Below are 13,449 nucleotides of genomic sequence, written 5' to 3'. Positions count from 1 at the left end.
AGTAAATTTGCCAGAGGTATCGGTATTCGAGTCTAACTTAATGTCTGCACTATCAAGAGATAGATTATCATTCACGTCTACCCATAATTCAGCATTTGATAAATACCCATCTATCGCTGTGACCTCCCCACTAGAGGTGTTATTACTTGAGTTATCACAAGCCGTTAGCGCCATCACAATCGAGGCTGCTAGAAAACCAGTCTTATTCATAATCATTTATTCCTTTAATTAAATTTGAGAGATCGTCATGTAAATATTTGTTAAATAGTTAACATGCTGTTCGATAACTGCGCACCAATATCAAAACTAAAATGTGATTTCATTACGAGAAGTAAATGTGTTGTTGAAATTAACTTCTGTATTTTTCCAAATAAGGAAGATAGTAATAAAAGGCGTTATCCCATTACTTAATATCATTGCTATTTTTGCAGTTAAATCAGTTCGACACCTATCTGCTGATTGGCAGATAGGTGGGATCTTATTATTTTGCTTTAAGGCGGCGCAGGAAGCCAAAACCTAATAGAGACATAATGCTGAACATGCCGAATGAACCACCGCCACCCGTACCATCATATTCTGGCACAGCAACTTTAGGCTCTAAAGAATCAGCGCCAGCTACTCTAACTGTCATTGACACTGTAGAGTTAGGGACTATTTCACCCTCGCGTTTCAGTGTCATTGTTGCAGTATATAAGCTTGATTTAGCACCAATAAGCTCAAGGTGTACTACCTTTTGGCCATCTTCGCTTATCTCAACTTTCGGTGAAGTAATTTTACTCATATCAACATAAACATTGTCATCTTGATTTTTTAAGGTTACTTCAGCTATGTCACCCGCTTTCGCTTCAGCATTGGCTGGAATGGTGTAAGGTATATCAATGAATCCACCTGCTGTTGTAAGCTGCACGGGTTGACCGCTGTCGGCTTCACCTGGTGTGTAGCCAAGCACCATTATTGCAGAGTCATGATCTGATGAGCGGTAAACATCGCCTTGATAAAAATCATAGGCGTGAGAGCCTTTACGATCTTCGTTATAATCATACAACGATGATTCTGGCGCATTAATATGCCAATCGACCGCATCAACAAGACGATCTTGTAGTGAAGGTGTGATTAAAATGTGATCCAGAGAACCAATTTCATCCTCGTAAGAATAACTCCAGCTCATTTTCCCATGTTCCGCATCTTTCATGCCTACGGCATTTAAGTATCCGTAACTGTTTGTGATCACTTTGCCATTTTTACCGAACTGTGGGGTTTTGCCGATAAAGGTATTACGTGCCGCTTTCAACTCTTTAGCCGTGCTGTTTTCAGTTAAGACTAACATTGGATCTTCTTGAGCATAGGAGTTCATATCACCCACGATCACTTTGTCACCACTGATCTTATTTAACTCTTCACCCAGTTGATAAGCTGCGGCAACACGGAAGTTTTCACAATTACCTTGAAGGTCATCATTAGAGCCATACTGTTCAAGAAGCGCTTTGTCTTTGTTAAAGGCGAGTTTTTCTATCGTGCCAAATTCGACACCATCCCAATCTTCAACACAAGTTGAACCTTTTGATTTCAGGTGGTTAACGGCAACGGTTAGTTTTTTACCGGTTTGATTAACAAGAAATGTTGCAGCTAATGAATCGCGCATGTAATTATCGCCGCTCTCCAGTACTGAATTGGTGTAATTTTTGACCACAACACCATTATCATTCACAACAGGTTTATCATGTTGTGATGGCATTGGGATGATTTTCACCGCATCCAGTGTCACTTTTGCTGGACGATAGAGCATACCAGAAGTAATAGCATCAGAACCGATTGAATCCTCTCTATCAATAATGACATCACCATTACTGTCAAAACCGATAAAGGCATAACGATTACTGGTTGAGTTGTCTTTAGATTCCTTACTTAGTTTAGGTTCGTCATAGGCTAAATTAATGGCATCTACTAACTCATTAATCGCACCGGTTTCACCAAAACCGTTATTTTCGATCTCCATCAAACCAACGATATCAGCATCTAAACCACGAATAGCAGCTACAATTTTTTCTTTTTGCTTCTCGTATTCGGAATAAGAGGTGGCACCACGGTTATCACCATGATTGTTTTGTGCACCGCCAAAGGGAGAGTTGAAGTAGTTCAAGACGTTTTGCGTAGCAACTTTAATCTCAATATCACCAGAGGCGACCTCAGCGAGGGATTTTTTAAGATCATAACGGTTTTGTCTTGGCGTATTGTGGGTGAAATTAGCACTCGTCACAGTATTTGAAACAGTGAAGGTATAGTTATCATCATAACTGTTGTATGAGATCACACCTTCCATACCAATTACGCTGTCATCGATACGGATATAGTTGTTTGCCGCATCAGTGGTGAATTCTGGATAATACGGAATTTCACCGTCCTTTGGACTCGATGTCGCTTCAATAAGAAGGGTGTAGTCTTTATTCTGCGCATTAGTGGCAACAGCAGCAGCACTGCCGGCAACATTTTCCTGGTTTGGCTGCATGTTGGGACGCTTATAAGCAAGCACCATGTTGTTACGGAAGTTAGTATAATCAAAGCTGAACGTACGTGCTACGCGCATATTCTGATCACCCGTTTCAGCAGGATTGATGTCCAGTGGCAGGATCACAGTTTGGCCGACATAACGTGCGAGCGTTGCTTTGAATGAACCGTTATCTTCAGGGATCATTTCTAAATCTATTGGACCTGTTGCTACCACATAGGCTGAAAGTGTTGGAAGACCTAAATCAGTGAAATTGTTTTCACTTGTTTCAGTGCCAGCAACGTCTCGTACAGCTTCGTTCCAATTATTGAACTCATAACTGCTCTTTTGTACTGGTGTTGCACCACCTTCTTCAAGGCGACGGCGGAAGGTTTTATTTGCGCCCCAGTCACTATCGCTACCGATCACATCGAGGATAGTGCCATCATCAACAAGCGCTACGTGGTCATCACCATTGAAGTTGAGGCTGTTATATCCTGCTTCATCATAGGTACCAGTAAGAAATAATCGTGCTCCATTACTGACCACTGCATCTGTAAGGTTAGTCTCGGAGGAGCCATTAGCAATCACTATTGTTTCATTGGCAGCGATTGTAATGCCTTCAAGTACATTTACCTTAGCTGCATCATATATAACATTATCATATGAGCTATATTGCAAAGTGTCCGTTGCTGTAAATGTATACTCCGCACCCGTATTTGTTAATTCAATCGCTTTATTGTTTGCCGTTCCTTCAACATATTCCGTGATAAGGATATCGGTAATAGCAGCTTGTGCGCCTGCTGAAAGTACACTGCTGATAGCAAGTGCTAAGATTTTCTTTTTCATAAATTATTCCTTAAACTATGTTATTAATTATTTTTCAGCTGATTAGAAGTAAACGCGCGCGTAAGCGTATGCATCCTGTGCCGCTTCGCCAACATTGCCTTCTAGGGCAAAGATTACTGAGCTGGAAGGTCTGAAGTTCACGCCTAATGTGGCCCAAGTGCGCTCGTTGCCCCAAGAGTAATCCTCTTTTCCATACTGATCGTTATGTATTGCCCAAGCTTCATATTCTTCGAAGTTGTAAGATCCAGTGACTTCCCATTTAGGGGTTAATTTGTAACTCGCGGACACCAAAGCGCCTTTATTTCTTAAGGTTTGGTAATCGTTGTAGACGACTACGTCATCATTTAGATTCATTGAATTATCAACAATGACAGTACTTAGTTGTGCAATATCTTCATCTTCGATATAACCGTTAATACCCAACGACAGCGCATCAGTCACGTTTACACGCATACCGAAACCAACTAATTGCTGATCGCCATATTTGGACTCGCCTTCCGAGCCATTACGTTTTTCAAGACCAACAACTGCTGATACTGTGTCACCAAAATAACCGACATAACCATTCATTACATTGCCTAGCTTGGAACCAGATGAAGACTCAGATTGATAAGAATAAGAGACACCTAATTTGATATCACTGATTTGACCTTCATATTTCACTGTGTTCGCTTGATCGCCTGCTTCACCCGTTTCAACTGTGGTATCGAAAGTTAAATCACCGTATTTATCATAATCATCAAAGGCGGTATCGGTTAAACCAGCTTCAACGGCATGGTTGTCCGTCAGATGATAACCAACAAACATTTTATCTATGCTCAGGACCATATCACCTGAGCCATATGCCCAGTTTTCACGTTCATAATCGAGTTCAAGGCGGTAATAAACGCTGTCGTAGCGACCTTTAATGCCCATAGTGGCAAAGCTGTCGTCGATATACGTTTTATCATTATCGTAAAATTCACCGTATTCTGTATTAGCGCCAATATGGCCGCCAACCCCGACTTCTCCATATAGTTTTAAGTTATCGCCATTGTCTTTTTCATAAATAGTGGCGGCTTGTGTAGTTACCCCCACAAACAGTGCAGAAAGCGCTATGCAAAGGGCTGTTTTTTTAAACATTTTGTTATCCTTAATTGAATGTTATATGCACGTTATTGTGCTGTTTTATGGTTAGTTGTAAGTAAGTAATCACTTCCCGTTTAGACTTTTTAAATCATGATCTCACTAGGATTAAAAGTGACTGCTTACTTAATAAATTTATTGTTAGCGGTAAGTTATTTCATTTTTGGGTGCAAAATCAGCGACATCAATAGGAGAATGTGTCTGAATATAATCTTTTAACACCTCAGCATCGACATAACCTGTGTTGACATAGGCAGGATGAGCTGAGATGTTCGGATAACCATCACCCCCTGCTGCATTAAATGATGGAATGGTGAAACGATATGTTGCCGTTGGCTCCAATGCCTTACCGCCAATAACCACATTGCTGACCTGTTTATTTGCAACCGTCATTGAAATGCCAACGAACTGAGCATAGGCGCCTGAGTCTTTACTTTTGGTGGCAACTTCGTTGAGGTAAGCAATGACTTCCTTACCTGTCATCTCGACATAGGTGATCATATTGGCAAATGGCTGCACGGTTAATACGCTTTTATAAGAGATATCACCCGCCTCAATCGAAGCTCGCACACCACCTGAGTTCATAATTGCAAAGTCAGATTTAGCACGCTGCATATGCGCAGTGGCAATTAAATGTCCTAAGTTAGTCTGATTATTACGCACGACATTGCGCTCACCTTGTAATAAGCCATTACTTTGACCAATAACCACACTCAATGCCGCCTGGCCTTTTTCTTGGAATGGTTTTAGTTTGTTGAATACAGATTGCTCTTGCGCGATTTCATCTTCAATAAATACGCGAACCTTTTTACCCTCTGTATTTTCGACTTTTTTCTTCAAATTAACCGGAATTAACTTATAAGACTGAAGAGTGAATGAGCCATTTTTGAAGCTGTAATCAGCTCGGCCTACATATTTACCCCATTCATGCGCCTGTACGATATAGGTGCCATTTTGTAGGTCCGGTTTACAATCCTGGCCAGGGTTAAACTCAGCGTACTCATTTACACCTTCCATGCACACCGGCTCCTGTGAATGGCCACCAATTATCATATCCAGGGAGCCTTCATTAAGGTAACGGGCAAGTTGCACATCGCCCGGTGCATTAGATCCGTTGTTACCGTTGAGGTAATGGCCCATATGAGTGGCTGCAATAATCACATCTGGATTATGTTTGGCTTTTAGCTCGGCAATAACGAGTTTGGCTTCAACTTTTGGATCTCTGAATTCGACCTGTTTTATAAATTCCGGGTTACCAATATCAGCCGTATCTTCAGTGGTTAAACCTATCACTGCGATCTTGATTCCATCTTTATTAAAGATCTTATAGGCATCAAACATGCGCTTGCCATCTTTGTAGATATTGGCTGCAAGGAAGGGAAAGTTTGCCCAGCCCTCTTGTTTGGCTAGCACGTCGAGTGAATTATCGAATTCATGGTTACCGATTGCCATTGCATCATAACCAATCATATTCATACCGATAAAATCAGGCTCAGCGTCTTGCAGATCTGACTCAGGAACACCAGTATTAATATCTCCACCTGATAAAAGCAGTAGCGAACCACCGTTAGCTTTTACTTGCGAGCGAATGTTATTGATCAGAGTGGCACGTGCAGCCATGCCGCGTTCACCGTATTTATTCTGCCAGAAATTGCCGTGGTTATCATTGGTATGCAAAATGGTAAGCTTATAGTCTTGATCTGCAATCCACTCATGCGGAGCCGTTTCAGCCATGGCGGAACCTGAGCATCCTGCTGCGATAACTAACGCTAAACTGGCGAGTGTAAAACCTTGGTTATTCATAAATTTCATCCCTTAAATTAAATATATTACTAGTAAATAGTGTCAAAATTATTACTGTTTATAAAAATTCCGTGCTTTGAATAGAATCAGTTTATTTACTAAGCAATCAATAAAATGAGAGGTGAATCAATAGAATAACTATTTTTCGATGATTATTTGCTCAGCTTACAAAATCTGTTGCTCGGAGGTTTTTATTCTATTTATGCAGTTTTTTAGATGATCAATATATAAGGTTATAAAGAGATTTGCTGATAGGGAGTGCTTACTATTACTTTGCAAATTGGGATGCAAAAACGGTTTGGAAATATTATTTAAGTCGTTTAGGCAGATTTAAATGGAGAGTCTCTTTCTGCTTGCTTGATCGCCTGCATCTTGAGGTGGTTTGGGTAAATAGCCCACATCTGAAGGAGAGGTGGGCTATATCACTAGAGCTATTTAAACCAACAGTTTTTTCGCTGCCGCAACCACAATTGAGATTGCGCTCACTTCCGTTTTCTTCATTGTCGCTTCATCAGGGATCTCCTGCTGAGTGCGGTTTACAATGACTCCTGCAACGCAGGCTGCACGCCAACCTTGTGAAGCACACATAGTAAATAGCGTCGATGATTCCATCTCATAGTTAAGTACGCCAAGATCCTGCCACTCCTGCATAGATCCTTTAAACTTACGTGTGATACGCCCGGAAACAGTATCGTAACGCTCTTGACCCGGATAGAAAGTATCGGAAGATGCGGTAATCCCAATATGCGGTTCAATACCGGCATCACGACAAGCCTCAACCATTGCAGTGGTACTGGTAAAGTCTGCGACCGCTGGAAACTCCATCGGCGCAAAATGCAGGCTTGCTCCATCAAGACGCACGGAAGCTTGTGTGACAATCACATCGCCAACATTGACCTGCGGTTGAATGGCCCCTGTTGTACCAACACGCAGGAAGGTAGTCACACCTAGTTGAGCTAACTCTTCGACGGCAATAGAGGTTGATGGACCGCCAATACCGGTTGAGCAGATAACCACGGCTTTAGCATCGATATAAGCTAAGTAGCTGGTATATTCGCGGTGACTTGCAAGGAATGTTGCACCTTCCATCAGTTCAGCGATTTTTTTAACCCGCTGCGGATCGCCGGGTACAATTGCCAAACTCGCGCCGTCTAACATTTTTTTAGTTAAGCCTAAGTGAAATACATCTGACATGGTAAAACTCCTTTGATTAAATTCTTTGTTTATAAGTGATTAGCAGTATCCACTACGTTTTTAACAGTGAAACCGAACATTTCAAACAGCTGCTCTGCAGGTGCTGATTCGCCGAAGGTTGTCATGCCGATAACTTTGCCGTTCAGGCCTACATATTTGTACCAGTAATCTGCAATACCCGCTTCAATGGCAATACGTTTTGCAACGCTGGCCGGCAGTACCGACTCTTTATACTGCGCGCTTTGTGTTTCAAAAACATCAGTACAAGGCATTGATACAACACGTACCGCTTTACCTTGCGCGGTTAACTCTTTGTGCGCTTCTACTGCAAGCTGCACTTCAGAGCCCGTTGCGATTAAGATGATCTGTGCAGGCGTAGCTGAATCTAACAGCACATAACCACCTTTTGCTACGGAAGCTAACTGCTGTGCATCACGTGGTTGCGGTTGCAGATTTTGACGGCTAAAGACAAGTGATGTTGGACCGTCAAGACGTTCAATCGCAGATTTCCAAGAAACCGCAGATTCCACACTGTCACATGGACGCCAAATGTTCATATTAGGCGTTAAACGCAAGCTGGCAATCTGCTCAACGGGTTGGTGCGTCGGACCATCTTCACCCAAACCGATTGAATCATGGGTAAATACCTGAATAGAACGCAGCTTCATTAATGCCGACATACGTAAACCGTTACGTGCATATTCCATAAACATCAGGAAGGTAGCGCCAAAAGGAATGAAACCTTTGTGCAGTGCCATACCGTTAACGATGGCAGACATAGCAAACTCACGCACACCATAATGCAGGTAGTTACCTGATGCGTTATCAGCTGTAATCGCTTTTGTGCCCGACCACATAGTTAAGTTCGACGGCGCTAAATCCGCAGAGCCGCCAAGTAGTTCAGGTAACATGGTAGAAAATGCTTCAATACAGTTTTGTGATGCTTTACGTGTGGCGATATTAGCGGAATTAGCTTGTAAATCGGTAATATATTGTGCTGATTTTGCCTCCCACTCAGTTGGGAATTCGTTATTAATACGGCGTTTGTACTCGCGAGCAAGTTCCGGGAAAGCGCTAGCATAAGCGGCAAACTTCTCATCCCAAGATTGCTCTTGTTCTTGACCTTGCGCGGCATTATTCCAATCCGTGTAGATATCGGCAGGAATTTCAAAATCACCGTAGTTCCAGCCTAATGCTTTACGCGTTGCGATAACTTCATCGGCCCCCAGCGGTGCTCCGTGACAATCGTGTGTGCCTTGTTTGGCTGGTGAGCCAAAACCGATAATTGTTTTACAGCAGATCATTGTGGGTTTAGTGGTTTCTGCCTGAGCCGCTTCAATGGCCGCTTTAATCTCATTGCTGTTATGACCGTCAACTGAAATCACCTGCCAGCCGTACGCTTTGAAACGCGCTGGCGTATCATCAGTGAACCAGCCTTCAACGTTACCGTCGATAGAGATACCGTTGTTATCCCAGAATGCAATCAGTTTACCCAGACCCAGGGTGCCTGCCAGTGAACATGCTTCATGGGAAATGCCTTCCATCAAACAGCCATCACCTAAGAAAGTATAAGTGTGATGGTCAACAATATCGTGACCTTGTTGGTTAAACTGCGCCGCCAATGATTTTTCCGCCATCGCCATACCCACAGCATTAGCGATCCCTTGTCCTAACGGGCCAGTTGTAGTTTCCACTCCTGCCGTGTAGCCGAACTCCGGGTGACCGGGTGTTTTAGAATGCAGTTGACGGAAAGATTTAATATCGTCAATGGACAGATCATAACCGGTTAAATGCAGTAGAGAATAGATAAGCATTGAACCGTGGCCATTAGAGAGAACAAACCTATCTCTGTCAGCCCACTGCGGGTTAGTTGGATTATGTTTTAAGAAATCACGCCACAGGACTTCAGCGATATCCGCCATTCCCATTGGTGCTCCAGGGTGACCTGAATTTGATTTTTGAATAGCATCCATACTAAGGGCACGAATTGCGTTGGCTAACTCTTGACGAGAAGGCATCTGTTTCTCCTGATTAGGTTAAGTTATTTATTAACAGCTGCTTACTATAAATAGTTGCTGATATATTGTTGGAACAGTAGTCCGCCCATATACACTCCTGCAATGCCCATAATTCCGGGTAAAACAGGTGGCGCTGGCAGCGGTAATTTTAAAAAAGAGAAGAGCAGACCGACGATAAGTCCCGCGAATGTAGCTAATAAAATTTCTTGCATTTTGAATCTCTGTTAATTGAATAATTGCAATTAGTTTATTTATTCAGCGGACTATAAAATGCGATCTGGATCTCTATAATTATTATTATCAGAATCGTTTTTACTTAGTTAACAAAATGTGTTGTTAGAAAGTAGGGCGAAAAGTTAGCCGTTATTGTAATGGCAATCGAGCGCTTTTTTACGGAAAGCCGTTGGTTGCTAAATTGCCATCAAAAGCGCGTTCTATTGGTTAATTATTTGCACGTTATAATTCAGCGCCTAAAAATGCATGAGGTAACAGTTCGGCAATAGTGAAGGTTTCCACATCAGTTTCAGACCCATAACAGTAAACCATGGCGTCATTAGCAGACTGCTCGGCAATGACTTGTCGGCATGATCCGCACGGGAAAGCTTTGACCAGCAGTTTTTCTGAGTTGCGCCCTAGGATATGCACCTCTTTAATATCGCCTAACTTTGCGCCTTCCGTCACTGCAGTCTGCAGCGCATTTCGTTCTGCACAATTAGTGGTCGGGTAGGCGGCTGATTCGACATTTACGCCCTTATAGACCTTATTATCTTTTGTAACTACAATCGCTGCGACATTAAAACCAGAGTAGGCGGCGTATGACATGTCGAGCAGTGTATTGAGTTGTGTAAAATAGTTCATTTTTATAACCTCTTTATGTAAGTGTTAGCGTCGTGTTCAGATTGTTTAAAGCCCATCTTTTTAAGGTAAAAACAATGCTCCTGATTAGCGGCGATTGCTTTTAATGTATTGATTCCTTTGTTTTTAATAAACTCAGGGTGGCTGTTGTAGTAATAACTACCCAGTTTAAAATCACGATATCTCGGGATGACGTAATCCAGCATAATAATAAAAACACCGTCTGTTTCTATTTTACCGGCAAGCACGCCGGCAATATTATTATCACGTAACATATAAAATGATGTATCGGCTTCTTTTAATTTATCCAGCGCTATCTGTTTTTCAATATCGTCCTGATTAACGGTAATAAAATGTTGGAAGTACTCTGACTTTGTAGAAGCTGAAATTATTTTAAACTCTTCTTTGCTGCGATACATCTGGTACAGGTAATAGAGATTGATACAGGCAATACTTAGATTCATAAAAATGGTCGGTACTGAACCTATAAAATAAGCAAAGGAAGCGAAAAGTAGACAACCTATAAAGTTAATCAACCTTAGTTTGATAATTGAAGTCATAGTTAATGAGACTAAAACTACCATTGAAGCTAAATAGCCAAACCACTCTACCCAATCAAATTCCATGATTATTCTCCTTGATCTCTGCTTTAATATATACCCGATTTTTGGGTATATATTAGCTTATTATCTGGATTTTATTACAGATCCTGAAACCGTATATGACGATAAACCTGTGTTTCAGATTTCGGCTTATCCGTTCCGCAGATAATGGCACGTTGAATTGCGCGCTCAGCTTCTGTGAACTGTGCTTCACTGCGGGCATGGATCATGGCCAGCGGTTTATCGCTGTCAATCTGATCGCCAATTGCAACAAACTGGTTTAGGCCGACTGCATAATCAATACTGTCAGTTGATTTCATTCTGCCGCCGCCCATATTAACCACTGCCATACCGAGTGAACGGGTATCCATTGACTGCACGAAACCGGATTGCTGCGCATAAACAGGGCGGATAATTTCCGGTTTTTCCAAGTAGTTATCGTAATTTTCAACAAAATCTGCCGGACCGCCCAGTGCAGAGACCATTTTGCCGAAGACTTCAGCCGCTTTACCGTTATCAAGCACCGCCTGCAGTTTTGTTTTTGCATCGCGGTCATCTTTTGCCAGACCGCTTAATACCAGCATTTCAGCAGATAATGCCATGGTGACTTCATGTAAACGCGGGTTAACATACTCACCTGTTAAAAATTGCACCGCTTCACGTACTTCAATCGCATTACCGGCACTGCTTGCCAGTACCTGATTCATATTGGTCAGCAGGGCGGTGGTTTTACAACCCGCACCATTGGCAACGCCAACAATGCTTTTTGCTAAATCTTCGGATGACTCATAAGTGGGCATAAATGCGCCGCTGCCCGCTTTAACATCCATCACCAGTGATTCAAGTCCGGATGCCAGTTTTTTCGATAAAATAGAGGCGGTGATCAGCGGAATTGATTCAACGGTCGCGGTAATATCACGCGTTGCGTAAAAACGTTTATCGGCAGGTGCTAAATCGCCTGTTTGGCCAATAATGGCAACGCCGACATTTTTAACAATTTGACGAAACTGCTCGGCACTATCCGGTGTGGTTTTATAACCCGGAATGGCATCTAATTTATCTAATGTGCCGCCGGTATGCCCTAAGCCTCGACCGGAAATCATAGGCACATAACCGCCGCAGGCAGCAACCATTGGACCTAACATTAAAGAGGTAACATCACCGACACCGCCGGTTGAATGTTTGTCCACCACCGGGCCGTTCAGATTAAGTGACTGCCAGTTTATAACCTGTCCTGAGTCACGCATTGCAGATACCAGTAGAACCCGTTCATCCATGCTCATATCTTGGAAATAGATTGCCATAGCAAAGGCTGCAATTTGACTTTCTGTTACTGAGTTATCGGTGATCCCTTTGATAAAAAAATCAATTTCTTGTTTGCTTAGGACTTTGCCATCGCGCTTGTTACGAATAATTTCTTGTGGAAGTAATATCATCTCTTGGGCTCCAGTTATGCCAATTCAATTGCTTAAATTCCCGATCGATAAGGAACTTAAGTAATAAAATTACGCTAAGAGCCAAACCACTTGCCATAGGTGGCAAGTAGTTTGGGTTAAGTTCTTTTATTTAGAACTTGTAAGTTACCGCTACGTAATGGCTGAAACCTGTAGTTTTACCTGCTAAACCGTCATCTTTAAGTGCATAAACGTCTTTATATCCTTTCAGACCATAACCCACAGCAAAACGATCTGAATGCCAGTAGATACCGTTAAACATAACACCACCGCTAGATGTTTTAAGTGCAGCGAAAGAATCATCGACACCAAATTGGTAATCGATGTAACCCTGGTAAGAGATAAATGATTCATTTTCAAAGAAGAAGAAAGGTTTAAACCAGTTAGTTGATACCTGGTAACCATCCCAGTCTTTTAGGTTTGAATCGTAAGTCGCGTAGAGGTTTAGGCCAATTTTTCCTAACCATGGCACCATCACATCAGAGCCTAGACCAATTTTTTGTTGGTTTACGCCGCCATTAGCACCATCCCAATCTATTTCTGAAGCAATGTATAGTTCTTGAACAGGACCGAAAGAGAGATCTTTACCCGTTACTGCATCAATTGACATACGCGGTGCAAACTTTATAAATATTTTGCTGTCAGCATCTGCTTTATCACTGTCTGCGCTACTGGTTAGATTAAAGACATCAACATAACCGTAAAGATCGAAGATTCCCGAGCGACCGCCGAATTCCATTTCCAGGTAATCATGATCTGATTCACCTGGAAGCTCATTAACAGAGTACATTAGGTTAGCCTGCATCCATTTGTAATCATTTTTATGGATATCGCCATCGCTTTGATCTGCAGCAAACGTTGAGGTAGAAGCTAAAGCTAAAACGCTAAGGGCTAAAAGTGACTTTTTCATAGGTATTTCCTTATTTAAGTTAAGTTAATAAACATCATCAATGATGTTCTTTATTGTTATCTATTTCATTTGAGATACTGTTGAGCCAAGGGCGTTAACCATGCCGCCTGGCTGTAACCTTGTTACTCTGCGACAACCGAATCCAGTGCAATAA

The 13,449-nt window shown here is 42.1% G+C and carries 11 protein-coding genes; all 11 read right to left on the bottom strand.

From position 1 onward, the window contains the following. Nucleotides 1–210: hypothetical protein (locus ACJAT7_RS14845; protein WP_415227581.1), on the bottom strand; the 210-nt coding region annotated here is incomplete at its 3' end. 271 nt (nucleotides 211–481) lie between these two features. Next, nucleotides 482–3,334, bottom strand: a complete 2,853-nt coding sequence (locus ACJAT7_RS14840) for an ExeM/NucH family extracellular endonuclease (protein WP_415227580.1) — start codon at nucleotides 3,332–3,334, stop codon at nucleotides 482–484. 42 nt (nucleotides 3,335–3,376) lie between these two features. After that, nucleotides 3,377–4,456 carry a porin gene (locus ACJAT7_RS14835; protein WP_415227579.1) on the bottom strand — a complete coding sequence of 360 codons (1,080 nt, stop codon included), beginning with the start codon at nucleotides 4,454–4,456 and terminating at the stop codon, nucleotides 3,377–3,379. A 144-nt stretch (nucleotides 4,457–4,600) separates the two neighbouring features. Then, complete coding sequence (gene ushA / locus ACJAT7_RS14830; protein ID WP_415227578.1) at nucleotides 4,601–6,262, bottom strand: bifunctional UDP-sugar hydrolase/5'-nucleotidase UshA; 1,662 nt, start codon at nucleotides 6,260–6,262, stop codon at nucleotides 4,601–4,603. Nucleotides 6,263–6,697: 435 nt separating this feature from the next. Further along, complete coding sequence (gene udp / locus ACJAT7_RS14825; protein ID WP_415227577.1) at nucleotides 6,698–7,456, bottom strand: uridine phosphorylase; 759 nt, start codon at nucleotides 7,454–7,456, stop codon at nucleotides 6,698–6,700. Between the two features lie 29 nt (nucleotides 7,457–7,485). Then, nucleotides 7,486–9,474, bottom strand: coding sequence for a transketolase (tkt, locus tag ACJAT7_RS14820; RefSeq protein WP_415227576.1), 1,989 nt, complete (start codon nucleotides 9,472–9,474; stop codon nucleotides 7,486–7,488). 44 nt (nucleotides 9,475–9,518) lie between these two features. Then, on the bottom strand, nucleotides 9,519–9,686 hold the full coding sequence (locus ACJAT7_RS14815; RefSeq protein WP_415227575.1) for a XapX domain-containing protein: 168 nt from the start codon (nucleotides 9,684–9,686) through the stop codon (nucleotides 9,519–9,521). A gap of 244 nt (nucleotides 9,687–9,930) precedes the next feature. Further along, nucleotides 9,931–10,332, bottom strand: coding sequence for a cytidine deaminase (gene cdd, locus ACJAT7_RS14810; RefSeq protein WP_415227574.1), 402 nt, complete (start codon nucleotides 10,330–10,332; stop codon nucleotides 9,931–9,933). A gap of 2 nt (nucleotides 10,333–10,334) precedes the next feature. Beyond that, entirely contained in the window at nucleotides 10,335–10,955 is a 621-nt protein-coding gene (locus ACJAT7_RS14805) for a hypothetical protein (RefSeq protein ID WP_415227573.1), read from the bottom strand. 74 nt (nucleotides 10,956–11,029) lie between these two features. Continuing rightward, entirely contained in the window at nucleotides 11,030–12,364 is a 1,335-nt protein-coding gene (deoA, locus tag ACJAT7_RS14800; RefSeq protein WP_415227582.1) for a thymidine phosphorylase, read from the bottom strand. Nucleotides 12,365–12,497: 133 nt separating this feature from the next. Next, nucleotides 12,498–13,295, bottom strand: a complete 798-nt coding sequence (locus tag ACJAT7_RS14795) for an outer membrane protein OmpK (protein ID WP_415227572.1) — start codon at nucleotides 13,293–13,295, stop codon at nucleotides 12,498–12,500. Between the last annotated feature and the right edge of the window lie 154 nt (nucleotides 13,296–13,449).

The organism is Psychromonas sp. (genome assembly GCF_047632995.1).
GTDB lineage: Bacteria > Pseudomonadota > Gammaproteobacteria > Enterobacterales > Psychromonadaceae > Psychromonas.
This window is presented reverse-complemented; position numbering and strand designations above follow the sequence as displayed.

Coding starts and splice junctions, on each gene's coding strand:
- ACJAT7_RS14835 (WP_415227579.1), bottom strand. CDS start 4,456: ATGTTTAAAAAAACAGCCCTTTGCATAGCGCTTTCTGCACTGTTTGTG.
- udp (WP_415227577.1), bottom strand. CDS start 7,456: ATGTCAGATGTATTTCACTTAGGCTTAACTAAAAAAATGTTAGACGGC.
- ACJAT7_RS14840 (WP_415227580.1), bottom strand. CDS start 3,334: ATGAAAAAGAAAATCTTAGCACTTGCTATCAGCAGTGTACTTTCAGCA.
- ACJAT7_RS14795 (WP_415227572.1), bottom strand. CDS start 13,295: ATGAAAAAGTCACTTTTAGCCCTTAGCGTTTTAGCTTTAGCTTCTACC.
- tkt (WP_415227576.1), bottom strand. CDS start 9,474: ATGCCTTCTCGTCAAGAGTTAGCCAACGCAATTCGTGCCCTTAGTATG.
- cdd (WP_415227574.1), bottom strand. CDS start 10,332: ATGAACTATTTTACACAACTCAATACACTGCTCGACATGTCATACGCC.
- ACJAT7_RS14805 (WP_415227573.1), bottom strand. CDS start 10,955: ATGGAATTTGATTGGGTAGAGTGGTTTGGCTATTTAGCTTCAATGGTA.
- ushA (WP_415227578.1), bottom strand. CDS start 6,262: ATGAATAACCAAGGTTTTACACTCGCCAGTTTAGCGTTAGTTATCGCA.
- ACJAT7_RS14815 (WP_415227575.1), bottom strand. CDS start 9,686: ATGCAAGAAATTTTATTAGCTACATTCGCGGGACTTATCGTCGGTCTG.